The organism is Dietzia sp. Alg238-R159 (assembly GCF_900537145.1).
GTDB lineage: Bacteria > Actinomycetota > Actinomycetes > Mycobacteriales > Mycobacteriaceae > Dietzia > Dietzia kunjamensis.
In genome coordinates, this window is the sequence record NZ_UNRI01000002.1 from 284728 (window position 1) to 309480 (window position 24753).

General features: G+C 70.3%; 22 protein-coding genes. 12 read left to right on the top strand and 10 right to left on the bottom strand.

Annotated elements, in window-relative coordinates:
- Positions 1–26 precede the first annotated feature (26 nt).
- On the bottom strand, positions 27–1262 hold the full coding sequence (locus G6R20_RS06090; protein WP_163375832.1) for a hypothetical protein: 1236 nt from the start codon (positions 1260–1262) through the stop codon (positions 27–29).
- Between the two features lie 155 nt (positions 1263–1417).
- Here G6R20_RS06090 and G6R20_RS06095 point away from each other — a divergent pair, with 155 nt between their 5' ends.
- Positions 1418–3196, top strand: a complete 1779-nt coding sequence (locus G6R20_RS06095) for a condensation domain-containing protein (RefSeq protein ID WP_096905380.1) — start codon at positions 1418–1420, stop codon at positions 3194–3196.
- A 15-nt stretch (positions 3197–3211) separates the two neighbouring features.
- On the top strand, positions 3212–4300 hold the full coding sequence (locus tag G6R20_RS06100; RefSeq protein ID WP_096905379.1) for a glycosyltransferase family 4 protein: 1089 nt from the start codon (positions 3212–3214) through the stop codon (positions 4298–4300).
- 12 nt (positions 4301–4312) lie between these two features.
- Here G6R20_RS06100 and G6R20_RS06105 read toward each other — a convergent pair whose 3' ends face one another.
- A complete protein-coding gene (locus G6R20_RS06105; RefSeq protein ID WP_163375833.1) occupies positions 4313–5359 on the bottom strand; it encodes a cellulase family glycosylhydrolase in 1047 nt (348 codons plus the stop codon).
- A gap of 374 nt (positions 5360–5733) precedes the next feature.
- On the opposite strand from G6R20_RS06105, the gene G6R20_RS06110 reads away from it, so the two are divergent.
- Complete coding sequence (locus G6R20_RS06110; RefSeq protein ID WP_096905377.1) at positions 5734–6267, top strand: GNAT family N-acetyltransferase; 534 nt, start codon at positions 5734–5736, stop codon at positions 6265–6267.
- Between the two features lie 335 nt (positions 6268–6602).
- On the opposite strand, the gene zapE is transcribed toward G6R20_RS06110, so the two are convergent.
- Complete coding sequence (gene zapE, locus G6R20_RS06115; RefSeq protein ID WP_120283392.1) at positions 6603–7619, bottom strand: cell division protein ZapE; 1017 nt, start codon at positions 7617–7619, stop codon at positions 6603–6605.
- A 51-nt stretch (positions 7620–7670) separates the two neighbouring features.
- Here zapE and G6R20_RS06120 point away from each other — a divergent pair, with 51 nt between their 5' ends.
- The 4 genes from G6R20_RS06120 to msrB are packed head-to-tail and all read left to right on the top strand — an operon-like array spanning position 7671 to position 11649.
- Positions 7671–8417 (top strand): dihydrofolate reductase family protein, encoded by a 747-nt coding sequence (locus tag G6R20_RS06120; RefSeq protein WP_163375834.1) that lies wholly within the window; start codon positions 7671–7673, stop codon positions 8415–8417.
- Positions 8414–9955 (top strand): alpha/beta hydrolase, encoded by a 1542-nt coding sequence (locus G6R20_RS06125; protein ID WP_163375835.1) that lies wholly within the window; start codon positions 8414–8416, stop codon positions 9953–9955. The genes G6R20_RS06120 and G6R20_RS06125 overlap by 4 nt, the downstream gene beginning before the upstream one ends.
- 53 nt (positions 9956–10008) lie before the next feature.
- The gene (locus tag G6R20_RS06130; RefSeq protein WP_240341297.1) at positions 10009–11205 is read left to right on the top strand and encodes a glycosyltransferase family 87 protein; all 1197 of its coding nucleotides are present in this window, start codon (positions 10009–10011) and stop codon (positions 11203–11205) included.
- A gap of 9 nt (positions 11206–11214) precedes the next feature.
- Positions 11215–11649: a peptide-methionine (R)-S-oxide reductase MsrB gene (msrB, locus tag G6R20_RS06135; RefSeq protein WP_069389058.1), complete on the top strand. Its 435-nt coding sequence runs from the start codon at positions 11215–11217 to the stop codon at positions 11647–11649.
- 104 nt (positions 11650–11753) lie between these two features.
- Here the strand turns inward: msrB and hemQ are convergent, their stop codons facing one another.
- Genes hemQ through hemE form a run of 3 tightly spaced genes read right to left on the bottom strand, consistent with a single transcriptional unit; the run spans position 11754 to position 14851 of the window.
- On the bottom strand, positions 11754–12449 hold the full coding sequence (gene hemQ / locus G6R20_RS06140; protein ID WP_163375836.1) for a hydrogen peroxide-dependent heme synthase: 696 nt from the start codon (positions 12447–12449) through the stop codon (positions 11754–11756).
- A 3-nt stretch (positions 12450–12452) separates the two neighbouring features.
- Positions 12453–13841 (bottom strand): protoporphyrinogen oxidase, encoded by a 1389-nt coding sequence (hemG, locus tag G6R20_RS06145; protein WP_240341298.1) that lies wholly within the window; start codon positions 13839–13841, stop codon positions 12453–12455.
- Positions 13838–14851 (bottom strand): uroporphyrinogen decarboxylase, encoded by a 1014-nt coding sequence (gene hemE / locus G6R20_RS06150; protein WP_240341337.1) that lies wholly within the window; start codon positions 14849–14851, stop codon positions 13838–13840. Before hemE ends, hemG begins: the two co-directional genes overlap by 4 nt.
- Before the next feature lie 205 nt (positions 14852–15056).
- Between hemE and G6R20_RS06155 the strand changes: the two genes are divergently transcribed.
- Complete coding sequence (locus G6R20_RS06155; protein ID WP_163375838.1) at positions 15057–15644, top strand: DUF3000 domain-containing protein; 588 nt, start codon at positions 15057–15059, stop codon at positions 15642–15644.
- Positions 15641–16879, top strand: a complete 1239-nt coding sequence (locus G6R20_RS06160) for an HRDC domain-containing protein (protein ID WP_163375839.1) — start codon at positions 15641–15643, stop codon at positions 16877–16879. The genes G6R20_RS06155 and G6R20_RS06160 overlap by 4 nt, the downstream gene beginning before the upstream one ends.
- Positions 16880–16966: 87 nt before the next feature.
- Here G6R20_RS06160 and dxs read toward each other — a convergent pair whose 3' ends face one another.
- The 3 genes from dxs to G6R20_RS06175 all read right to left on the bottom strand — a co-directional run bounded on the left by dxs (position 16967) and on the right by G6R20_RS06175 (position 22307).
- Positions 16967–18841: a 1-deoxy-D-xylulose-5-phosphate synthase gene (gene dxs / locus G6R20_RS06165; protein ID WP_163375840.1), complete on the bottom strand. Its 1875-nt coding sequence runs from the start codon at positions 18839–18841 to the stop codon at positions 16967–16969.
- A gap of 119 nt (positions 18842–18960) precedes the next feature.
- Positions 18961–20304: a class I SAM-dependent RNA methyltransferase gene (locus G6R20_RS06170; RefSeq protein ID WP_163375841.1), complete on the bottom strand. Its 1344-nt coding sequence runs from the start codon at positions 20302–20304 to the stop codon at positions 18961–18963.
- Positions 20301–22307: an APC family permease gene (locus G6R20_RS06175; protein ID WP_240341299.1), complete on the bottom strand. Its 2007-nt coding sequence runs from the start codon at positions 22305–22307 to the stop codon at positions 20301–20303. Before G6R20_RS06175 ends, G6R20_RS06170 begins: the two co-directional genes overlap by 4 nt.
- 98 nt (positions 22308–22405) lie before the next feature.
- On the opposite strand from G6R20_RS06175, the gene G6R20_RS06180 reads away from it, so the two are divergent.
- On the top strand, positions 22406–23068 hold the full coding sequence (locus G6R20_RS06180; RefSeq protein ID WP_163375842.1) for a TrkA family potassium uptake protein: 663 nt from the start codon (positions 22406–22408) through the stop codon (positions 23066–23068).
- A gap of 76 nt (positions 23069–23144) precedes the next feature.
- Complete coding sequence (locus G6R20_RS06185; RefSeq protein ID WP_163376083.1) at positions 23145–23804, top strand: TrkA family potassium uptake protein; 660 nt, start codon at positions 23145–23147, stop codon at positions 23802–23804.
- Here G6R20_RS06185 and G6R20_RS06190 read toward each other — a convergent pair.
- On the bottom strand, positions 23779–24471 hold the full coding sequence (locus G6R20_RS06190; protein WP_163375843.1) for a hypothetical protein: 693 nt from the start codon (positions 24469–24471) through the stop codon (positions 23779–23781). The genes G6R20_RS06185 and G6R20_RS06190 overlap by 26 nt on opposite strands.
- A gap of 49 nt (positions 24472–24520) precedes the next feature.
- Here G6R20_RS06190 and G6R20_RS06195 point away from each other — a divergent pair, with 49 nt between their 5' ends.
- Positions 24521–24709 carry a hypothetical protein gene (locus tag G6R20_RS06195; RefSeq protein ID WP_067717794.1) on the top strand — a complete coding sequence of 63 codons (189 nt, stop codon included), beginning with the start codon at positions 24521–24523 and terminating at the stop codon, positions 24707–24709.
- Positions 24710–24753 lie beyond the last annotated feature (44 nt).

The following is a 24753-nucleotide window of genomic DNA, read 5'->3' on the forward strand; positions in this document are numbered from 1 at the left end:
GCGCCCGCTGGCGGCTCCCAGTGCGTTCATCCGGCCGCCTCGGACTTCCTGACGACCACCCGCGTCGGTACACCGACCTCGACCAGAGCGGCTAGTGCCTTCTCCGCAGCCCGCCCATTGCGGGACCCGTGGTCGACGACCACCACTCCCAAATCCACGGCGGACGCGGCAACCTCCCGCCACCACGGCTCGCCATGGCTGGCCACGAGTAGCCTGTGCTCTTCGGAGCGGTCATCGGGAGGCGGAACGATCGGATCGACGTCACCAAGGAGCACGGCTGACCCGCCGGAGGAGAGGACGGCGGACACGGCCGCCTCCGTCAAGGCGGGTAGCCCGGTCGGCGGTGCGGCGTCGACGTCCACAACTGAACCGTAGCGGTGCCCCACCGACTGCGCCCAGGTCTTGTCTGTTCGGCGTCCTCTACGTAGCCGAACCGCGCCGAGTACCGCCGCCGCCGCCAGGGTGACGACGATTCCCGCCACCGCCCCGGACCGGAGCGGGGTGGGCCAGCTTGGGTTCCCGCTTCCGACGTCCTGCCCGATAACATTCGCGGTGGGGTAGGTCGCCCGCAGAGTGTCCGTACGTGACCGCGCTTCTTGAATGAGCCGTGCGAGGTCTGATGTATCAGCGTTTCTGTCCGACTGCCGTCGAGCAGCTATCTGGTCCTCGAGGTCGGCAATCTCCTCGTCGGCCGAGTCGACGACCGGAGCGAGGAACTGTTCGCGGAGTTCTCCGGCGCGAGTGTTCATCGCCTCCACGACAGCGGTCCCCATCCGTGCAGCCGCGTCTGAGCCAGATTCGGACCGGGTCACCACTTTGAGCAGCCCGGGCACCGTCGCGGTGGACACCTCAACGGTCGGTCGCCTGCCGGCGAGTACTACCGGTTCACCGCTGCGGTCCTCGATGATCTCCTTCGCTCGCTCGTCCGTGACGAACTCGGACATCCCGGCGGCGACTGCGTCCATGGCGACGGCATCCCGCTCCGCCCGGGCGGCGGTCCCGACCGTCACCGTCGTCTCGACGGAATAGACGGGCGTCGCCCTGGAGTAAGAGAACGCGACGATGATTCCGACTATCGCGCCCACCACGAGTGCCACCGGGAGCGACCGGAGGTAGGCGCCGAATAGCAGCCGAAGATCGACGGCCGGAGGGCGCGATGGTCTAGAGGAATCGACCGAGTGCGAACCGCGTTCCGCGATTGCTGATGACGGCATATGTGGACCCCCTTCCGACGAACTGGCGGTTGTCGCCACCCCGGTCATGCCGGGGATCGTCGGTCCTCGCGAAATCCTAGCGCCCGGCACCCGCAAATAAACATTGTTCCATGTAGCCCTCCCCGCAGGGCCCCTGAGGGGTTACCATCCCCACACAGCCGGTGGGACCAACCCCTTCTGGCGACCAGAGCCCGAGGTGTGTCATGTCCGAGACCCTGTCCCCCCGTCTTCCTCTAACCCCAGCGCAGGTGGCAATGCGGGACGGGCACCTCCAGGACCCGCAGAGTTCGGCGTACTCCCAGGCGCAGATCGTCTGGTACTCCGGGGAGAACCTGACCGAAGAGGTCCTCGTCGAGGCGTTCAACCGTGGGCTTCGGGAGTGCGAGACCCTGCTATTGAAGTGTGGCGTCGACGAGAGCGGCAACTGGTACCAGCAGTTCGATCCCGCCGAGGAGATTCCCATGACCCGGATCGATCTCACAGGGGAAGGTGATCCGAGAGCCGCCGCCTTGACTATCGCTGATCGAGAGATCCGACGGGCGCTCCAGATCAGCGGCCCCGAACTCCCCTTCCGGTCATACCTGTTCGTTCTCGGCGAGCATTCGTTCGGATGGCTACTCGTGTGCCACCACGTCGTGATCGACGGCTACGGCGCCAACCTGTTGCGGTCCCGTGTGGGAGAAATCCTCGCCGCACTCGTCAACGGGAATGACGTTCCTGACTGCAGGTTCGGACGGATCGCGGAGATGATCGCCGTAGTGCCGGAGCCGGACCCTGCTGACCTGGAGTTCTGGAGGCAGCACCTCGAAGGTGCGCCGGAGGTGATCAGCTTCGCCGACCGTGTCGTCCCGCCGGCTCCCCTCCACTCGATGATCGATGTTCTCACGCCGGACTTCGTCGCCCGGGTCGCCGAGACACTCGACGGCGTCAACTGGGCGCATGTTGCTGCGGCCGCAGCGATCGGGTATGTATCGGTACTAGTCGAGAACCCGACAGTGGTGGTTGGCTTGCCTGTGACAGGGAGGTTTGCTCCCGAGGAGAAAATCACTCCATCGCAGTCGATGGGTGCGTTGCCGCTCCACCTGACCGTCGACCACTCGGCGCCGCTTCCGGAGTTGGTCCGGCTGTTCCAGACCACGTTCCGCAGCACGCGAAACCATCAACGTCAGGCTCCGCACACCTTGCGCGCCGAGCTCCCCGTGGCATGGCGCACCGGCCGGATCTACGGTCCGATGATCAATGTGATCCCGTTCGAGGTGCCCTCGACCGCCGGAAGTCTTGAGAGCGGCCTCGAGGTCATCGACCAGGGGCCCATCGATGACCTCGCCATGACTATGATCCCGGGTCCGGACAACGGTATAAGGACGAAATTCCTGTTCAATCCGGATTTATACGGCCCCCAAGCGCGTCAGGAGCACGCCGACCGCCTGGGGAGGTGGCTCGAACAGATCGTGGAGAACACCAGCGCAATCCTCGCGGATCTGGTCTGTCTCACAGAGGACGAGGAGAAGTTCCATTCGGAGCTGGAGGCAACCGCTGCGGCAGGTGAGCCGAGCCCGCTGGGGTGGCGAGAGCCGTGCACTGTAGCGGATCTGGCGGCCGCGGCCGGGGTCGCCGGGGCGTCAGGGATATCGGTGCGATCAGCGCTCGGTCGCCCGTCAGTCATCGGCTCGCCGGGCCGGGTCACGCTCCACAGTCCTCGCGGTGAGCACCGCACGGACCTTCTCGTGGCCCTTCGCCGGGACGGGGCGATCGAATACCGCGGAAAATCCTCGGATCGGGTGGCGGTGAACGGCTCGTGGGTCGAACTGGAGGGCGTGCGGAACGCGTTGGCCCGGGATGCTCGGTGCGCAGGGGCCGAGATCTCGGTGTCGGAACGCAGGATCACTGTACGGTTGGGCCGAGACAGTGGCGGGGTTGATCGTGCGGACGTCTCCCGCTTGATCGGCGAGGTCACTGCCGCGCCGGTCGTCGTCCGCTGACCGGCGCTGACCGCGATGCGGATACTCCATCTGGTCAACGAACTCGTCGACACCGGGAACGGAATCGTCAATGTCGCGGTCGATCTGGCCATCGACTGCGCTGCTCGCGGCGACGAGGTCGCCATCGCGTCCAGCGGGGGCGGCTTCGTCGAGCTGGTCGTCACCCATGGTGTGCGACACGTGGACATCGATTTCCGAAACCGGCCTGCGCGCTCCTTCGGTCGGCTGAGGCGGTGGGTCCGCGAGTTCCGACCGGACGTCGTCCACGCGCACACCGCTGCGCCCTGCGCGATCGCGGCAGCGGTCCGTCGAAGCCCCGGGGTTCCCGACTTCGTCCTCGTGGCCACGATGCACAATGTCTACCAGCGGTCGTCGGTGCTAATGGCCACGGCTGACATGACGATCGGAGTCGCCGAGTCGGTGTCACGGACCGTGCGCAGACGTCGGTGGCACTCACCTCTCGTGGAAACAGTGGTCAACGGCGTCGTCTCGTCGCCCCGGCGACCGAAACGCGGGATCCGGAGCGAGGACGATGGCGCAGTTCTCGGCCCCGAGTCCATAGTGACGGTCGGCGCGGTTTCCCACCGTAAGGGGGCCGACGTGCTCCTGGACGCCTTTATCGCTTTGGCCGGCTCCCGACCGGGAGCCCACCTCTGGTACGTGGGAAACGCGGATTGGGCCGACGTCATACAGCGAGCCCGCTCATCGGAGTTCGCCGACCGCATCCACTTCCCGGGACTCTCTACCGACCCTGGGTCGTTTCTCGCGGCGGCGACCGTTGTGGCCGTCCCGTCCCGTCGGGAGGGACTGGCCCTCGCACTGCTCGAGGCCCGAGAAACGTGCGCTGCGATCGTCGCGACGGACACTGACGGGTCTCGAGAAGGTCTCGATCAAGGTGCCGCAGGGATTCTGGTGCCGGTCGAGGAGCCGGAGGCTCTCGCATCAGCACTCGTCAGGGTGCTTGACAATCCCCAGCTTCGGTCCGAGTTGCGCGGGAAGGCGGCCGCGGGCCTGGAACGCTTTTCTGTCGGTCGAATGGCCGCGGACTATCGCGATTGCTATATGACTGCGGCCGCCGGAAGGCAGCCGACCCGGAACAGGTGACCGCCCCGGGGGTCAGGAGCCGAAGCCGACGCCCCCGGCGCCGGCTCCCGGGAATTGTCCCGGTGGCCCCTCACCTGGGGACTGCGCCGGGTCTTCAGCGCGGTCTTCGGTAGAGGTGCAGTCGGCCACAGCTTCCTGTAGCGCCCCGACCACGGGCTTGGGCCGTCGGTCCTCGTAATAGAGGCCGAAATGGTATTCCGAGTCCGTCCGCGGGGCATCGCCGTCGACCAGCGTGTAGATGAAGATCGGCCCCAGTGCCCGCTCACTTCTGGCGAGTTGGAACGCCTCGACGACCATCGCTGCCTGGTGCTGCGGGCTGACCGCCTTGAGTCCGCCCGTGGGGGCGCCGAACTCGGTGAGCCAGATCTTTTTGTCACCGTCCCCGTGAGACCGCATCAGTTGCTCGACTTCATCGAGGGACCTGAACGTGTTCCACCTGGACTGCCCGGACGGCAGTTCCGGGTAGGAGTAGGGGTGCATGCCGACGGCGTCCAGATACTCGCGGCCGCCCATGTCGTACAGCCTGGAGAGAAAGGACAGCGGGGCGATCGACCTGTCGGTGTCCGCAACAGGTGCCAAGCCACCGCTGATAACGGTGGCATCGGGATCCGCTGCGCGTATCGCGGGGTACGCGGCCTTCAAGATCTCGAAATAGAAGGCGACATCGGGGTTGGGCCAGAAGTGGTGCAAGTTCGGCTCGTTCCAGATCTCGTATCCATCTACCTGATCCCCGTACCGCGCTGCTACCTTCCCGGCGAACTCGCCGTAGAGCCCAGCTACCGATCGGTGCTCGGCCGTGACCGGCCCGGTCGGAACGTCTAGCCAATCTGGCACGGACTGGATGACCAGTAGTGGCGTGACCCCGGCTTCGCGGGCCCGCCGCACCCTCGTGTCCAGCGGCGACCAGTCGTCCGTTCCTCTCGCGCGCTCGATCTCACCCCAGTTGGCGCCTATCCGCACCCGCCCCATGCCCAGGTCTCGGGTGAGCCTGTTCGCGCGGGCGTACTCGTCGGAGGACATGCGGTCCCAGGCCGCGTTGCCGGACATCCCGATGTCCATGCACGGCGCCTGGGTGCCGAGTGGCGTCTCTACCGCGGCGGGGCGGAACGCGGTGAACGGGGAGTAGCCCATGAGGGTTCCCAGAACGAACACCACCGAGGAGACGACCGCGACGAGCACCGTTCCCCAACTCCGCAAATGAAACGCATTCCTGGTGGATCGGGATTCCACTGCTCCATCTCCTTCGCGATGCGTTCTCCGCACTGTCCGCGGACGCAGGATCCCCCGATCCCCACGAGCACGATCATGGCATCCTACGCCGGACAGCGGGGCGAAGTACCTATACAAGCCGAGTTCCGCGGTGAGGTAGCACCGACGCACATCTCTACCTGTCCTGCGTGTGGGTGCGCGAACGGTGGCCCTAGGCTGGTCGGGTGACCGCGCGACTCGACGAGGCCGTAGAGGCTGACCTCGGCCCGCTATCGGAGCTGGCCGCCCTGACCTTCCCGCTGGCGTGCCCACCCGGGTTAGACGAGCAGGTGATCGGTGTCTTTGTCGCCGAGCACCTCAGCGAGCACGCGTTCAGGGCGTACCTGGAGGCCCCGGACCACGACGTACTGGTGGCCCGCTCAGCCGATGGCGCGATCGTCGGATACGTGCTGCTCGTCGCCGGGACCGCGATGGATCCGGGTTGCGCGCGCCAGATAGTCCACCGCCCGACGACGGGGATCAGCAAGTTCTATGTGCACCCCGACCACCACGGCGCGGGCATCGCGTCGCGGATGCTCGACGAGGTGACGCGGCGGTGCCGGGACGCGGGTGCACAGAGCATCTGGTTGGCCACGAACGTCGCCAACACCCGCGCCCGCAGGTTTTACGACAAGCACGGGTTCGAGCCCCGGGGAAACCGGACCTTCGACGTGGGCGGCGTCGCCAACACCGACGTCGTCTACGAACTGCCTCTCTGAACAATCCTTCCGCAGTCGGGGTAGCCAGGTCTCCGGGCGCCGCCGGGCGTCGGCCGCCCTGACGCCGACCGACTGCCGAGAACGCCGGGCCGGCGAATGAGGCCGGGCCCACGAGTAAGCCGGTCTGGCGCGAGTCCCCCGGGCGGAGCACCGCCCATCTCATCGCCGGCGATCCATGAGTGGACGAGCGTGCGGGTCATCGCATCGTGGGAGTGCAGTGCACCTATCTGGGGTCTGGAACCCCGGCGGGTGAGGACGGGGCGGCGGCGCCGGGTGCGCGGGCGGCGCCGGGTGCGCGGGCGGCGCCGGGTGCGCGGCGACGCCACGGCCGGAGGTCAGCCGCCGACGGTCTCGAACCGGGACAGCGCCAGGAGTCGGGAAGTGGCACGAAGGTACTTCTTGCGGTAGCCGCCGGCGATCATCTCGTCGGTGAAGATCGCGTCCAGTTTGTCTCCGGAGTTGCGCACGGGAATCCCCGCGTCATAGAGCCGGTCGGCGAGGACGACGAGACGAAGGGCGATCGACTGATCAGGCAGCGGCTTGACCCCGCTGAGGCAGACCCGCGTGACGCCGTCGACGAGGCGGTTGTACTTGGACGGGTGAAGGGTCGACAGGTGCTCGCACAGGGCGTCGAAGTCGTCGAGCGTGGCACCCTCCACCGCCTCGGCCTCGGCCTCGAGTCCGCTGTCGTCCATCGGGTCCGGGGCGGGGGGCAGGTTACGGTGCCGGTAGTCCGGGCCGTCGACCCGGATCGACTCGAAGATTCCCGACATCTTGCGGATCTCCCGCATGAAGTCCTTGGCCGCGAACCGTCCCTCCCCCAGCTGCTCCGGCAGCGTGTTGGAGGTGGCCGCGACGCTGACACCGGCGGTGGTGAGCTCCGCGAGCAGTCGGGACACCAGCATGGTGTCGCCCGGATCGTCGAGCTCGAACTCGTCGATGCACAGGACGGAGTGCCCGGAGAGCTCCTCGACGGCCCGGTTGAAGCCGAGAGCACCCACGACGTGCGTCAGCTCGACGAACGTCCCGAACGCCTTGGGCTCGGGGCAATTGTGGTAAATCGACGTCAGCAGGTGGGTCTTGCCCACCCCGAAGCCGCCGTCGAGATAGATACCGGTCCCCTGCACCGCCTTCGGTCGCCGGCCGAACAGCCCCTTCTTGGGAGTGCGACGGGCCACCACGGACTCGGCGAACTCGCGACACGCCTTGACCGCGGCGGCCTGCGAGGGCTCGGCCGGGTCCGGGATGTAGGAGTCGAAACTGACATCGTCGAACATCGACGGGGGAACCATCTGTGCCACGAGCTGATCGGCAGGAACCACCGGGGTGACGTCAACGAGGCGAGAGACCATGGGCAGAGCCTATCGTGGGGACACCCGGCGTCAGAACGGAAGGAGTCCCCGGTGCACATTACACGGCCCACCGTGATCGACGACGACCCCGCCGCCCTCGAGGCCTTGTGGGCGGCGCTGGACCCCGAACCGGGTCTGCCCGTGCCGTGCATCCGCGCGGTGATGATCTCCTCGGTCGACGGCACGACCACCGTGGACGGCCGCAGCGGCGGGCTGGGGACCCCGACGGACCGGCTTGTCTACGACGCCATGCGGGCCCGGGCCGACCTGATCCTGGTGGGCTCGGGCACCGTTCTGGCCGAGGGGTACGGCCCCGCCCGGACCGCCGCCGTGTGGGCGGACAGACGACCCGGTCCCCCGCCCGTCGTCCTGGTGTTCACCCGCGCGCTGGGCGACGCGCTCATCGAGCACTGCGCCGACGCCGGCGACGGACTGCAGGTGGTCGCCGCCCACGGAGTGCCCGGCGACCGACTCGAGGCCGCCCGGGAGCGGGGTGTCACGGTGCACGTGCTCGATCCGGGTCCACTGCGCACCTCCGTCCGTTCCCTCGCCACACACTTCGGGGCCTCCGAGGTGACGTTCGAGGGCGGTCCGCAGCTGCTCGGGACCTTGTTGCGCGAGGGCGCGATCGACGAACTCGTCCTGTCGGTCGCCCCCGAGATCATCGTCGGCGGCGACGACTCGCGACTGGCCGTCGGAACCGACGCCACCCGGGTTCCGCTGCGCGTCGCCGCGGCCTTCACGTGCCCCCGCGGCGGGCTCTACACCCGCTGGGTCGTCACCGGGGCCGACGGGTGAGGAACCGTCGAGCGGGAACACGCGCGGTCACGCGGCACCGGCACGTACGGGCACTCGGCGTGGGGCTGGCGGCCCTGGCGGTGACGATCGCCGGGTGTGCGCCCCTGCCCGCGACGGGGCCGCGCCTGGCGACCGGCGACGGCCCCGGGGGATCCTCCGGCGGTGGCGAGGCGGCCGAGACCGCCGACCGACCCGACTGGCTCGCGCCGCGCAGCGACCTCACCTGGGTCCCGTGTCCCGACGGCCGGACCGGCGGGATACCGGAGGGCGCCGCCGTGGAGTGTTCCCTCCTCGGGGAGACCCCCGTCCTGCGGCTCACCGCGACGGGGACACCCGACGACGCGGCGCCCCTCGTCGTCGTCGCCGGTCCCGAGACACCGGCCGACACCCTCGCCTCCCGACTCGCCTCGTCCGGCCCCGAACTCATTGACACCCGACCGCTGGTCGTCGTGGACCACCGCGGACGGACCGGCCCGGCCGGTACGTGCCTGACCTTCCCGGCCCGCCGCACCCTCGACGGGCTCGCGGATCGGGGCACCGACCCCGATTCGCCCGCGCTGCGCGGCGACCTCGCCGACACCTCACAGTCCTGCACGGACCAGCTCCAGGGCCGCGAACTGGACTTCGGCTCCGCCGGCGCCGCCGAGGACCTCGAACGCCTACGCCAGCAGTGGGACGTGCCCGGGCTCGCCGTGATGGGGATCGGGACCGGGGCCCGCACCGCCCTCGCCTACGCCGGCGCACACCCGGGTCGCCTCTCCCTGCTCGTGCTCGACTCCCCCGCCCCCGCCGACGGGGACCAGGAGGCCGCGGCCCGCGCCGCCCTCGACGGCTCCGACGCGGCGCTGCGCCTGTGGGCCGCCTCGTGCACCCGGACCGAGTGCGGACCCGGCGACGCCGACGAGAAGGTCGAGGCCGTGACCCGCGCGCTCGACCGCGCCCGCGAACCCGGCGTGGCGGTCCCGGCGGCGTTGCTGTCCGACGTGGTCCGGTCGGCGTTGGCGGACCTGTCCGGCGCCTCCGCTGCCGACGCCTCCCCAGGCGACGTCATCCTCGGCGACCTCGCGGCCGCCGCCCCCGAGGACACCCCGGGCAGCGTCCGTGACCGCGCCGCCGAACTGGCCGGGACGTCGCTGTTGTACGTGGCCGGATGCTCCGACCTGTCGCGCCGCGTCCCGGTCAACCGTGTCGAGGAACTGCGGGCCGAATGGGAGCAGACCCCGCCGTTCGGGGAGATCATCGCCGCGCAGCTCTCCGCCTGCTCCACCTGGCCCGTGCCCGGGCAGTCTCCGGTCTCCTTTCCCGCCGAGACGCCGGTACTCCTGGTCGGAGGGATCGCCGACCCCCGGGCCGGTGCCGCCGCACTCGAACCCACCGCCGGGGCCCTCAGCGCCGCCGGGGCCACCGACGTGCGGATCGTCACCTGGGGCGCCCCGGGCGCACAGGTGATCCTGCACTCCGGATGCGCCCGGGGCGCGGTCGTCGATTTCCTCGACGACCCGGATGCCGCTGAGCAGTCCACGGCCTGCCCGTCCTGACCGGCCGGGGTGCCTCACCGGGACGCGGGAGGCCAGGCGGTACCCTGCGAGTCGTGCCGCTGCCCACCCGAAGCACATCGACCGTGCCCCGCGTCCTCACCCACGTGTTGTGGCCGCTGGCGATCATGACCGTCATCCACCGCGTCCTGATCAAGGCCGTCAACGGATCCATCACGAACGATTTCGGCACCGTCTACGCCGCCACCAGGCGTTTCCTGGCAGGTGAGCCGGTGTACGTCGAGAACCTGCTGACGGTGCAACCGCACTATCTCTACGCCCCCAGCGGGACGTTCGTCCTCGCCCCGTTCGGCCTGATCGACAACTACACGCTGGCGCGCTGGCTGTTCATCGGAATCAACACCGCCGCGATCATCGCGGCGCTGTGGCTGCTCATGCGGCTGTTCGACCTCGACGTCCGCTCGTTCGCCGCCCCCGCCATCCTGCTGGCGGCGTTCTGCACCGAGGCGGTCACCAACACGCTGGTATTCACCAACGTCAACGGCGTGATCTTCCTGTGCCAGGTGGCGTTCCTCTACCTGCTGCACCGACGGCGCCTCTGGTGGGCCGGCGTGGCCATCGGCCTGTCCCTGGCCGTCAAACCGATGCTCGCTCCGCTGCTCGTGCTGCCTCTCATCCGCAAGCAGTGGCAGCCGTTCGTCACCGCGGCCGCGATCCCCGCCGTCACCATGGCCGCGGGGTGGGCCCTCACCGTCGACGCCCGTAGTTACCTCGACACCACGCTCACGTACATGGGTGAGGTGCGCGACTACTACAACAGCTCGATCGCGGGGATGGGCCTGTACTACGGCGTACCCGAGCCGGTCATCCTGGTGGCCCGCATCCTGGTCGTGGTGGCCACCCTGGTCGCAGTGTGGCTGCTGTTGGACTACCGCCACAACCACGAGGTGCTGTGGTTGGCCACCACCTCCGGGGTCGTGCTCGCCGGTGTGTTCCTCGTCTCCACCCTCGGCCAGATGTACTACTCGATGATGCTCATCCCGATCATGCTCACGGTGGTGCTGGACAAGTCGTTGGTCCGCAACTGGCCGGCGTGGCTCGCCGCGTACGGGTTCTTCACCCTCGACTTCTGGGAGTCGGCGCGCTGGCCCTACTACGGGCGGCTACTCGAGTTCGCGCACCCGACCCTGGGATGGTTGCTGCTGCTGGCCACCGTGCTCGTGGTGCTGCTGTGGCGCCGAAGCGACCCCCGCCGACACGAGCGGATCGCACCGGCCGCCGCGTCGGCGTAGCCTGCGGGCATGAGCGAGCCCACCGATACCCACACCCCCCAGCCGGACTTCACGCTGGACGACACCGAGTGGCGTCGTCGACTCAGCCCGGAGGAGTACCAGGTCCTGCGGCAGGCCGGCACCGAGCGTCCCTTCACCGGTGAGTACAACGACACCAAGACCGAGGGCGTGTACCGCTGCCGCGGATGCGGTGCCGAACTGTTCCGCAGCGACGCCAAGTTCGAATCCAACTGCGGGTGGCCCTCGTTCTTCACGCCGCTGGCCGGCGGCGCCGTCATCGAGCGCACGGATTCCTCGCTCGGCATGACGCGCACCGAGGTGATCTGCGCGAACTGCCACGGTCACCTGGGGCACGTGTTCGCCGGGGAGGGCTACGGCACCCCCACCGACCTGCGGTACTGCATCAACTCCCTGAGCATGACGCTGGAGCCGGCCGAGAGCTGAACTCGACCGGCCGCATCCGGCCCACAGAGACGAGAGGGCCGACCGGGACTGCTCCCGGTCGGCCCTCTCTCGCGTCAAGTCGAGCTGTCGGCGCGCGGTGGACCTCAGGGCATCGATGCCGCCAGCTGCCCGGCGGTGACGCGCGGTCCGGTGAAGAACGGGATCTCCTCGCGCACGTGGCGGCGGGCCTCGGTCGCCCGCATCTCGCGCATCAGGTCGACGATCCGGTCGAGCTGCGGGGCCTCGAAGGCGAGGATCCACTCGTAGTCCCCCAGCGTGAAGGACGGCACGGTGTTGGCGCGGACGTCCGGGTACTCGCGGGCGGCGCGGCCGTGCTGGGCGAGGATCTGGCGCCGCTCCTCGTCGGGGAGCAGGTACCACTCGTAGGAGCGCACGAACGGGTACACCGAGACGTACGCGCCCGGCTCCTCCTCGGCGAGGAACGCCGGGATGTGGCTCTTGTTGAACTCCGCGGGGCGGTGCAGCGCGGTGTTGGACCAGTAGGCGGTGCTGGCCCTGCCCAGGATGGTGGTGCGCCGAAACTCGTTGTAGAACCGCTGTAGGTCCTCGATGTGCTCGGAGTGGGTCCAGATCATGAAGTCGGCCTCGGCGCGCAGGCCCGAGATGTCGTAGAGACCCCGGACCACCACGTCGGTGCCGTCGTAGCGGGCGAGGAACTCGTCCAGGTCCGCGGCGACCGCGTCCCGGTCCTCCCCGAGCTGCCCCGGCGTCACCGTGAAGACGGAGAACATCAGGTAGCGCAGGGTCGAGTTGAGCTTCTTGTAGTCAAGGCGTGCCATGGCTCAATCCTGCCACCCCGCGGCGAGTCGCCGGGCCGCGGCCCGCGCCGAGCCGATACAGGCGGGTACCCCCACGCCCTCGGTCGCGCCGCCGACGAGCTCCACGCCGGGCAGCCGCTCGGCCAGTTCGGCGCGCACGCCCGAGATCCGCGTGTCGTGTCCGGGACCGATCTCGGCGAGGGCGTCGGACCAGCGGCGCACCCGCGAGTGCAGGACCGTCGGCGCGGAGCCGCACAGTCCCCCCAGCGCGGATTCGGCCATGCGGGTGAGGGTGGCGTCGTCGGCGGCGAGCACCTCGTCGTCGTCGATCCTCCCGAACGACACCCTGACCAGGTGCCCGGGCCGGGTGTCGAGGTGCGGCCACTTGCGGCTGGTGAAGGTCATCGCCTTGAACGGCACCGGTTCGTCGGTCGCCACCAGGACCCCCGAACGCTCCGGGAGGTCCAGGGACCGGTCGACCTCCAACGCGACGACGGCCGAGGACGCCGTCCGGATCCCGGACAGGCCCCGGGTCGCGGCGTCGAGACCCCCGGCACCCTCCAGGAGCGGGGCGGCGTGGGGAACGGGGACGGCGACGACGACGAGGTCCGCCTCCTCGGACCACGACCCGCGGTCGCCGGCGACCGCCAACGAGTAGCCCGAACCGTCCCGGTGGAGAGCGGTGCAGGTGGCGTGTGTACGGATCACGGCACCGGAGGCCCGGATGAGGGCGTCCACGAGGAGCCGGTAACCCCCGTCGAGGGTGGCGAACACCGGGCCCGGCACGCGGTGCGCGACGAGCTCCCGCGCGGCGGCTGTGAGGCTGGGAGCGCCGCGGTCCAACGCCTGCGCCAGCCCAGGGATCACCTGTCGCAGCCCGAGCCCGGTACTGGGGGCGGCGTACACGCCCCCGAGCATGGGGTCGACGAGCCGGGCGACGACCGCGTGCCCGAACCGCTCGGAGACCAACGAGCCGAGCGAGACGTCACCGCCCGGCTCCCAGTCCAGCGGCAGGTCGGCCTCGCGCGCGGCCGCAGCGCGCTCCCGCGGGCTCAGCACGTCCGCCAACGCCCCGACGTCGGACGGCAGACCCATCAGCGTGCCGATGGGCATGGGGACCATCCGACCCCCGGTGAGGATCGCCGGCCCGAGCGGCCCGGGATGACGCAGCGACCCGGTCAGGCCGAGTTCGGCGACGAGGTCGCTCGCCTCGGGTCGGCGGCCGATGAAGGCCTCGGCGCCGAGCTCCATCGGACCGGACGGGAAGTCGACGGTGTGGAGTGCCCCGCCCGGCCGGTCCGAGGCCTCGAGGACGGTGATGTGGGCGTCCGGCAGCTCGCGCGAGAGCTGATAGGCGGCCGTCAGCCCGCTGAGCCCACCGCCCACCACGGCGACGCGACGGCCCACCGTCACTTCCCGGTCAGCTCGTGGACGAGCTCCACCACGTGGGTCACCGCACCCGGGTCGGTGGTGGGTAGGACACCGTGGCCGAGGTTGAACACGTGGCCGCGTGCGCCGAGGTCGCGCGCCCGCTGGCCTTCGTCGAGGATGCGGCGGACCTCGCCGTCCAGCGCCGACCGGTCCGCGAAGAGCATCGCGGGGTCGAGATTGCCCTGCAGGACCTTGCCCGGCACCCGCCCGGCGGCGTCGTCCAGGGGGATGCGCCAGTCCACGCCGACGACCTCCGGGCCGGCCTCGCCCATCGCCCCGAGCAGCTCGCCGGTGCCCACGCCGAAGTGCGTGCGCGGAACCGTCGAGATGATCTCGTCGGCGAAGATGCGGGTCGAGTGCGGGAGCACCAGCGACCGGTAGTCCCGCAGGCTGAGCGCGCCCGCCCACGAATCGAAGAGCTGGACGGCGTCCACCCCGGCATCGATCTGCGCGCGCAGGAACACCGTGGTCAGGTCCGCCAGCTTGGCCATGAGCGCGTTCCACACGTCGGGGCGCGAGTACATCAGTGACTTGGTGTGCTCATGGTTGCGGCTGGGACCGCCCTCGATGAGGTAGGAGGCCAGGGTGAAGGGGGCGCCGGCGAAGCCGATGAGCGCCACCCGCGGGTCGAGCTCGGCCACGACCAGCCGCACGGCCTCCCCGATCTTCTCGAGGCGGTCCGGGGTGAGCTCGGGCAGCGCGGCGACACCGGCCTCGTCCCGGATCGGCTCCGCCACCACGGGCCCGGTCCCGGGCACGATGTCGATGTCCACCCCGGCGGCGGCCAACGGGATGACGATGTCGGAGAAGAAGATCGCGGCGTCCACCCCGTGGCGACGGACCGGCTGCAGGGTGATCTCACACGTCATCGCCGGGTCGAAACAGGCCTCCAGCATGGTGGACCCGGCGCGGACCTCCTTGTACTCCGGAAGCGAGCGGCCCGCCTGGCGCATGAACCACACCGGCGTGTGGGCGCCACCGACTCCGGTCACCTCGTCGAGGTACGGGCCGGTCCCGGCGCGGCGGCCGGCGACGGCATCCGTGGCGGGGTCGGCGGAACGGGAGGTCGAGGACGCATCAGAGTTCAACACACCCCCATCGTCCCATGACGCCGCCGCCGCGGCCGGTCAGCCCACCCGCGCAGGCGACGGCGCGCCTCCTCGGGGCACGCCGGGGGGGTCGCTAGCGTGACGACCCGTGAGTACATCGGTCAATGACGGCGAGCCCGAGGTCTTCCGGGAGGCGGTCGAGGCGCTGTCGCGACTCGAGGTCCGCCCCGAGATCTCGGTCGGCCCGATCCGCCCGCCGCAGCGACTGGCGCCCTACAGTCACGCGCTCGGTGTCGAGATCATCCCGCCCTCCGGCGACGACGTCCCAGAATTCTCCGACGGCGACGCCTTCGGCCGTCTCATCCTCCTGCACGACCCCTCCGGGGACGACGCGTGGAACGGCACCCTCCGACTCGTGGCCTACATCCAGGCCGACATGGAGGCCTCGCTGGCAGGTGACCCGCTCCTGCCCCAGGTGGCGTGGAGCTGGCTCACCGAGGCCCTCGGCGATCAGGCCGGGCCGTACACCTCGCTCGGTGGCACCGTGACCAGCACCGCCTCCGTCCGCTACGGCGACATCGCCGGTCCTCCCCAGTCCCACCAGCTCGAGCTGCGCGCGTCCTGGACCGCCCTCGAGCCCGACCTGACCGGCCACGCGTCCGCCTTCTGCACGACGCTCGCCCTGGCCGCCGGCCTCCCCCCCGTCGGCGTGACCTCCCTGCACCGGCGGTCGTGAGCGGGCGCCGCCGCGGCGAGACCCCGCCCGGGGCACAGCCACCCCCGGCCGAGTACGAGTTCGTCGACGCCCTCCCCGCCATCGAGGCGGTCGCCGACGCCCTGCGGTCCTCGCCCGGCCCCGTCGCGGTCGACGTCGAACGCGCTTCGGGGATCCGGTATGCCGACCGGGCCTTCCTCCTGCAACTCCGCGCCCCCACCGGCCCCGCCCTGCTCGTGGACCCGGAGACCCCGGGTCGGACCATCGGCTCCCTCGCCGACGTCCTGTCGACCCGCCCCCTGCTGCTCCACGCCGCGAGTCAGGACCTCCCGTCGCTGCGTGAGCTGGGGGTCTCGCCGACCTCGCTCGTCGACACCGAGCTGGCCGGACGTTTCCTCGGCACCGAGCGGGTCAACCTCGGGGCGATGATCTCGGAGCACCTCGGGATCGGCCTGGCCAAGGCGCACTCCGCCGCCGACTGGTCCCGTCGCCCGTTGCCGGCGGCGTGGTTGGACTACGCAGCCTATGACGTGCTGTTCCTGCACGAACTGGCGGACGAGGTCCTGCCGCGGCTCGACGAGCTCGGCCGCCGTGAGTGGTTCGAGGCGGAGTGTCGGTACCTGGTGGAGTCCGGCCCGGCACCTGCCGCGCCGGACCCCTGGCGTCGACTGTCCCGGCTGTCGAGCCTGCGCGACGGCCGGCAACTGGCGCGCGCCAGGGAGTTGTGGATGGCCCGGGACCGGGTCGCGGCCGAGCGGGACATCGCCCCCAAGCGGCTCCTCGGTGACGCGGCGATCGTGGAGGCCGCCAGGGTGGGGCCGACGAACAGAACCGCACTGCTGGCGATCGAGGGGTTCGACGGACCTCACCGCCGACGGCTCGTCGGGGAATGGCTCGCCGCCCTCGAGTGGGCCGACGGGCTGGGGCGGGCCGACCTGCCCTCCCGGCAGGGGCCGCCCGCCGAGCACCCGCCGCACGCGTCGTGGAAGCGAAACGAGCCCGAGGCCGCGGAGTTGCTCGAGATCGCCCGCGAACGGATCGGCGCACTCGCCGACGACCTGGGTCTGGAGCCCGGGCTCGTGCTCAAACCCTCGACGCTGAGACTGTGGGTGTGGCGCGCGGCGACGACCCGGTCCGGGGACGACGCGGAACTGCTCCACGACGTCCTGCTCACCGAGAGCGCCCGTGCCTGGCAGATCGAACTGGCCACCGACCCCCTGCTCGAGGCGGTGCGGAGCTTCCGCGCGGATTCCTGAGTCCGGGCCACCGGCACCGGCCGGCGCGGCCCCTGTCACGCGTGGGTACGGGCCCGCGTGTGCACGCGTCCGGCGATCCGGCCCGGGTCAGCCCAGTCGGGTCCGGATGCTGTCCGAGATCCCCTCGGGGGTCAGGCCTGCGTCGGCCAGGATCTCCCCCCGGGAGCCGTGGTCGAGGAACTCCTGCGGGATGCCCAGCGCGATTCGATCGACCCGCACCGCGGCGTTGTCCAGGCATGCCGACACCGCCGACCCGACGCCACCGTGCAGACCATTGTCCTCGACCGTGACCACGAGACGGCGTCCACGGGCGGCGTCCAGGATCGACGCGGGAACCGGGTAGACCCATCTGGGGTCCACTACGTCGACCGAGATGCCCTCTGTCCCGAGGGCACGGGCGGCGGCGATGGCGGGCGCGACCATCGACCCCACCGCGACGATGAGGACCTCGGCGTCACCGGATCCGTGCACGCGGTCGACCCCGTCCTCGGACGTGGCGAGGGCGGGCAGAGCATCACCGACCGACCCCTTCGGGAACCGGACGACGGTCGGACCGTCGTCGAAGGCCACCGCCTCGCGCAGTTCCTGCCGGAGGGTGGTCGCGTCCCGGGGAGCGGCCACGCGTACCCCGGGGATGATGCCGGTGAGCGACAGGTCCCACATCCCGTTGTGGCTCGCACCGTCCGGGCCGGTGACGCCGGACCGGTCCAGGACCATGGTGACCGGTTGTCGGAGTAGCGCGACGTCCATGAGCAGCTGGTCGAACGCCCGGTTGAGGAAGGTCGAATAGACCGCGACGACGGGGTGCAGCCCACCGAGCGCGAGCCCCGCCGCCGAGGCCACGGCGTGCTGCTCGGCGATCCCCACGTCGTACATCCGTTCCGGGAACCGCTCCCCGAACGCGGCCAGACCGGTCGGCCCGGCCATCGCGGCCGTGATGGCCACGACGTCATCGCGCTCGGCACCGATCTCACACAGCTCCTCGGAGAAGACCGACGTCCAGTCCACGGCGGAGGAGGTCGCCAGCGGTTTGCCGGTCTCGGGATCGATGATCCCGGTGGCGTGCATCTGGTCCGCCTCGTTGTTCTCGGCGTGTACGTAGCCCATCCCCTTGCGGGTGACGACGTGGACCACCACCGGGCCGCCGAAGTCCTTCGCGAGGCGCAGGGCCGCCTCCGTGGCGGCGAGGTTGTGTCCGTCGACCGGCCCCATGTACTTGAGCCCGAGGTCCGCGAACAGTTCCTGCGGCGAGACGACGTCCTTGACTCCCGTCTTGATGCCGTGGAGGACCGAGTACACGGCCTTCCCGACGACGTCCTTCCGGCCGGTGAGCGCGTTCTTCGTTCGGTCCATCGCCTTCTCGTACGCGGGCTGGAGCCGCAGCGCGCCGAGGCGCTCGGCGAGCCCTCCGATGGTCGGCGAGTACGAGCGGCCGTTGTCGTTGACGACGATGACCATCGGGCGGTCCTTGGCGGCGGCGATGTTGTTGAGCGCCTCCCAGGCCATGCCGCCGGTCATCGCACCGTCACCGATCACCGTGACGACGGTCCGATCGGACTCCCCGCGCAACGAGAACGCCTTGGCCAGCCCGTCCGCGTACGACAAGGACGCCGTGGCGTGCGAGGACTCGACCACGTCGTGCTCGCTCTCCGCGCGACACGGGTAGCCGGACAATCCCCCGCGGGTGCGGAGCCCGTCGAACTGGTCGCGACGACCGGTGAGGATCTTGTGGACGTAGGACTGGTGTCCGGTGTCGAAGATGACGGGATCGCGGGGGGAGTCGAAGACACGGTGCAACGCCACGGTCAGTTCGACGACGCCGAGATTCGGGCCGAGGTGCCCGCCCGTCGCGGCGACCTTACGGATGAGGAATTCACGGATCTCCCCGCACAGCCGCGCCAACTCCCCGGGGCCGAGCCGCCGCAGATCGGAGGGGCCGTCAACCTGTTCGAGCACGCTCATTGCTGTCGACTGCCCCTTCCGTGACCGGCACCCTGCTGGGTCGAATCGTCAGTCTACGGGCTGCCGCGGCGCGACCTCGTCCACGGGCGGACGTTCGGGCCCCTACCTGCGGTGCTGGATCAGGAGCGTCCCGGCGAGTCCAGTACGGCGATCCCCTCGACGTGATGGGTGCCCGGGAAGGCCGCCACCCCGTGGAGGTCCGTGAGCGTCCACCCGGCGGCCACGAGGACGCCGATGTCCCGCGCCAGACTCGCCGGATCGCAGCCCACGTGCACGATCCGGGACGCACCTGACGCCGCGAGCCGGCGCATGACCGGGATCCCCGCTCCGCCGCGCGGGGGATCGAGGATGATGACCTCCGGATCGGGGTGGTCCGCCGGCCGGTCGTCGCGGTCCTCGAGGAACGTCTCGACCCGGGAACGCAGGGTCCTCACTCCCCCGCCGGCGGGGTCCCCGGGCGGGCCGCCGAGGGTGTCCGTGGCCGCGTGCAGCGACGCCGTGGCGGATTCGACGACTGTCACGCGGGCGCCCGGGATCGCGTCCCGAACCCCGGCGGCGAACAGCCCGGCGCCTCCGTAGAGGTCCCAGATCTCGGGGATGTCGGTCAGGTCGGGGGTGCGCGTCACCGCGGTGCGTACCTCGTGGCTGTAGTGGCTCGCGGCGGAGCGGTGCGCCTGCCAGAACGCGTCGGGAGGCAGCCGCCACTCGTGGCCGCCCACCCGTCTCACGACGGTCGGTCCCCCGGCGACGATCTCCCAACCGGCCGCCCGCGAATGACGTGCCCTGGCGCGGGTCGCCGAGGACCGGCGGGATCGGCCGCTCCGGCCCCGCGGCGTGTCACCGACGGCCGGGCGGTGGGCGATGTGCACCATTCCGTCGTCACCGAGCACTCCGAGCACCTCACGGCCCGGGCCGAGCGTGGTGGCGGAGACCGCATCACGCAGCCGCGGGTCGGGCTGGATGCAGGGCTCGGTCACCAGTTCACGGGAGCGCGCCCTCCGGACCCCCGGCACACCATCGGGGCCGGTGACCCAGCGGGCGACGGTACGCCAGCCGGACGTCGCGGGATCCGCGGCGGGGACCTCGACCGGGACCGCGTCGTCCAGGTATGCGATCCGGCCGATCCGGTGCACCTGCTCGGCCAGGATCCTGCCGGCGAAACCGCGGGCGGCATCGGACGCGATGTGGCTCCAGTCGCAACAGCCGGCGCCGGCGGCCGCCGCCGGGCACGTCGGGACCACCCGGTCCGGGGATTCCTCGACCACCGCCTGGACCGTCCCTCGACAGAACGCGCGCCCGGGGTCGTCGTCGATGAGGACGTCGACCAGTTCGCCGGTGATCCCGCCGCGGCAGAACACCACCCGGCCCTCGTGGCGCGCGACGAACTCACCGCCGTGCGCCGGTCCCTCCATGCGCAGGCGCACCACACGGCCCGTCCAGCCGGTCGCTCGGTCCTGGGTCATCTTTCCTCCGGTCCACGCCAGCGTCCGACGATGGGTTCGTCGCGGGCCTGCTCCGCGCGGCCGTCCGAGGACGACAACTGCCACGGGACGCTGGTCACCATGACACCTCGCTCGTAGAGCAGGCGGGTCTTGAGGCGCAGCGCGCTCTGGTTGTGCAGTATCTGCTCCCACCAGTGGCCCACCACGTACTCGGGGATGTACACGGTCACCACGTCCCGCGGCGCCTGATCGCGAAGGCGCTTCACGTAGTCCACCACGGGACGGTTGATCTCACGGTACGGGGACTCGACCACCTTGAGCGGAACCGAGATGCCGCGTCGATCCCATTCCCTCACGAGGGCACGGGTCTCGGCGGTATCGATGTTCACCGTCAACGCCTCGATCGAGTCCGGGCGTGCCGCCCGCGCGTAGGCCAGGGCCCGCAGGGTGGGCAGGTGCAGTTTGGACACCAAGACCACACAGTGTGTCCGGCTCGGCAGGACGACCTCCCACGAGGAGTCGTCGAGTTCGCGGGCGACCGCGACGTAGTGCCGGTGGATGAGTCGCATGATCCCGAACGCTCCGAGCATCGCCAGAACCGCGATGTAGGCCCCGGAGAGGAACTTGGTCGCCATGACGATCGCCAGGACGCCGGCGGTGACGAGGAACCCGACGGCGTTGATCGCCCGGGACCTGTGGATCCGCCGACGCACGGACGGGACCCGCTCGTGGTCCAGGCGCCGGGTCCAGTGTCGGACCATGCCGAGCTGGCCGAGGGTGAAGGCGACGAACACGCCCACGATGTAGAGCTGGATGAGGAGTGACACCTGGGCGTCGAACGCCACGACCAACACGACTGCCGCGATCGCGAGGACGACGATCCCGTTGGAGAACGCCAACCTGTCCCCGCGGGTGGCGAGCTGTCGGGGCAGATACTTGTCGCGAGCGAGGACCGAGGCCAGCACCGGGAACCCGTTGAACGCCGTGTTGGCGGCGAGTGCCAGGATCAGCGCGGTGATGATGATGACGGCGTAGAAGGCGAGCGGCAACCCCTCGAAGACCGGTCGCGCCAACTGGGCGATCATCGTCTTCTGCCGGTACCCCTCCGGAGCGCCGATCAACTGTGCCGCCGGTTGCTCGGCGATCCGGACCCCGAGCCGACCGGCCAGGGCGATGAGCCCCAGGAGGAACGAGACCGCGAGAACCCCGAGGACGGCCAGCGTCACGGCGGCGTTGCGGGCCCGCGGCTTCCGGAAGGCCGGGACACCGTTGTGGATGGCTTCGATACCGGTCAGGGCGGCACATCCGGATGCGAAGGACTTGGCGACGACGAAGGCGAGCGCGAGTCCGGCCAACTCCGCCCCGTCCACGGGCACCATTTCGAATCCCGCGGATTCGGCCCGGAGGTCGCGGCCCAGGATCTCCACCTGGAACAGCCCCCAGACGATGAGTGCGGTCATGGAGGCGAGGAACGCGTAGACGGGCACGGCGAACATCGCGCCGGTCTCACGGAGCCCACGCAGGTTGAGCGCCGCCAGGAGGATGATCGCCAGGACGGCGAACGGAATCTCCCTGGATTGGACGAAGGGGATCGCCGATCCGATGGTCGCGGCGGCGGCCGAAATCGACACGGCCACCGTGAGGACATAGTCGAACAGCAGGGCCGCACCGACCGCCAGGCCCGCACTCGGACCCAGATTGACGGTGGCGACCTCGTAGTCGCCCCCTCCCGACGGGTAGGCGCGGACGTTCTGCCGGTAACAGGCGATGACGACCACCAGGACCGCCGCCACCGCCAGTCCCACCCACGGGGTGAACGTGAGTGCCGAGACCCCGGCGATGGAGAGCACGAGGAAGATCTCCTGCGGGGCGTAGGCCACCGAGGACAGCGCATCGGACGCGAACACCGGCAACGCGATCCGTTTGCGGAGGCTGGTGGCACCGATCGTGTCGCTGCGGGAGGGGCGCCCCACGAGGAGACGCTTGGTTCCCATGGAGACCTTCGAGATCCTGGACACCGACATATCGTAGGGCCCGCGAGCCCCGCCGGGCAGTATCCGTGGGTGTGAGTAGCGTGTCCGTCACTGGCTCACGTGCGTGGGCCGTGAGGAGTGGACTCGTCATGAGGGTCGTCGTCATGGGCTGTGGTCGTGTGGGGGCCGCGTTGTCCGTCGAGCTCGACGCAGCCGGCCACCAGGTCGTGGTGATCGACCGCGACCCGGCTGCGTTCGCCAGGTTGTCGGCGGAGTTCTCGGGAGGCACGGTGACGGGCCAGGGCTTCGACAAGACTGTGCTCACCGAGGCCGGGCTCGAGGGGGCCGACGCATTCGCCGCCGTGTCCTCCGGGGACAACTCGAACATCATCGCCGCGCGGGTGGCCCGGGAGACCTTCGGTGTCGAGCGGGTGATAGCGCGCATCTACGACGCGGGCCGGGCCGAGGTCTACGAACGACTGGGGATCCCGACCATCGCCACGGTTCCGTGGGCCACCGGTCGACTGGTCCGCTATATCACCGCCGGGTCGGGTCCCGTCGAGTGGCGCGACCAGACGGACTCCGTGTCCCTCGTCGCCGTCGACCCACCGGCGGCGTGGGTCGGGCTCCCGGTCGACCGGCTCGCCGCTGCGGTCGGAGGACGTGCCGCGGCCGTCACCCGCTTCGGCGAGAGCCGCCTCCCGGACGCTCGCACGCTCGTCCAGGCCGACGATGTCCTCCATATCATCGTGCCCTCGCAGACGGTCGCGGACCTGGACGACCTGATGCTGGAAGGACCCTCGGATGTCTGAGAACTCCGTCCCCGACTACGCCGACGGGTCGGGACTGCTCGCCGCTGCCCCGGCCCGGACCGTGTACTCCGCGACCATGAGGGTGGTGGTGGCCGGGGCCGGGGTCGTCGGACGGTCGATCGCACGCGAACTCGTGGCCGGTGGCCATTCCGTCACGCTGATCGACAAGCGCTCCACCGTGTTCTCGGCCGACCCGGTCGACGGGGCGGATCAACAGGTCGGCGACGCCTGCGAGCTCAGTGTCCTCGAACGGTTGGACGTGCAGGCGGCGGACGTGGTGGTGGCCGCCACGGGTGATGACAAGGCCAATCTGGTGGTGAGCCTGTTGGCCAAGACAGAATTCGCCGTCTCCCGGGTCGTCGCCCGCGTCAACGATCCCCGCAACGAGTGGCTCTACGACGAGCGCTGGGGCGTCGACGTGGCGGTGTCGACGCCCCGGCTGATCGTCTCGGTCGTCGAGGAGGCGGTCTCCGTCGGGGACGTGGTCCGTCTGATGACCCTGCGCCGCGGAGGGGCGAACCTCGTGAGCGTGACGCTGCCGGACCAGACCCCGTTGGCGGGGCGGTCGGTGTCCCGCGTTCGGTTTCCCCGGGACGCCGCACTCGTCGCGATCCTGCGCGGCGGGCGGGTGATCGTCCCCGAACCCGACGTTCCGTTCGAGCCCGGCGACGAACTGCTCGTGGTGGCGCCGGAGGAGGTCGAGGCCGGTATCAGCGAGGTCGTCCTGGGCGGGTGACCGTCACCGCGATCTCCCGGCCGTAGTCCCATCCCGGGGCCAGGGGCAGGTCGTCACCGCTCCAGAAACGGCCCGGGTCGTACCAACTCGCCTCACCCGCAGGCAGGAGTACACCCATCGCCTCCAGGGTGACCCCCACGACCTCCGCGCAGTACGCCGCCTCCATACGCATCGCCGCACCGGCATCGGATCCCGAACGGACGCTGCGACCCCTGGCGTCCCGCCGTGTCCCACGTGCCGCCCACCGTCCCCGTGCCCACCTCGCGGTGAGACGTCCCGCGGAGGGGAAGGACACGCCGTTCAACCGGGCGATCGACTCCAGTAGCTCGTCCTCGTGGTCCCCACCCACCTCCGGGGAGATCTGGCGGAACCACGCTCGTTGGCCGTACGGTCCGGCCCACTGCCGGACGGCGGACTCGAGGTCATGCAGCTGGACGCCGCGCTGGTGGCGACCCGTCCACACGTCCGGCAGCGCCCGTCCCATCTCGGCGTGCCACAGCAGCGGCGGCATGTCGTCCAGGACCACCGCGACGCCCACGTGATTGACGGGTGCGTTCGTCAGGGTCTGGATCAACCGGTCCGCCGTACTCCGGCCGCGGAAGAGCCAGAGGTCCCCGGTGCGGGTGCGGTGCGCCGCGGCGGCCAGGGGGACGGTGTCGACGCTCATACCGCGATCCTGCCAGGCCGCCCGTGCGTCCCCGCCTAGTCTCGGCCGTATGGCTCCCAGGGGACGGCAGTGGCTCAAGGTGATCGGCGCGGCGGGTGCGGCGGGGGTGGCCGCCACGGGGATCCTGGCGGCCCGTTCCGAGCGGCGTCGGCGGTCCTACGAGCCCGATGAGGTGCGGGAGCGGCTGCACGAGCGCTACGCGAGGATCCAGAGTCGGCGGGACGGCGTCGTCGACTAGGGACCGCGCCGGTCGGAGCCCGGCGACGCGAGTCGTTATCCTTG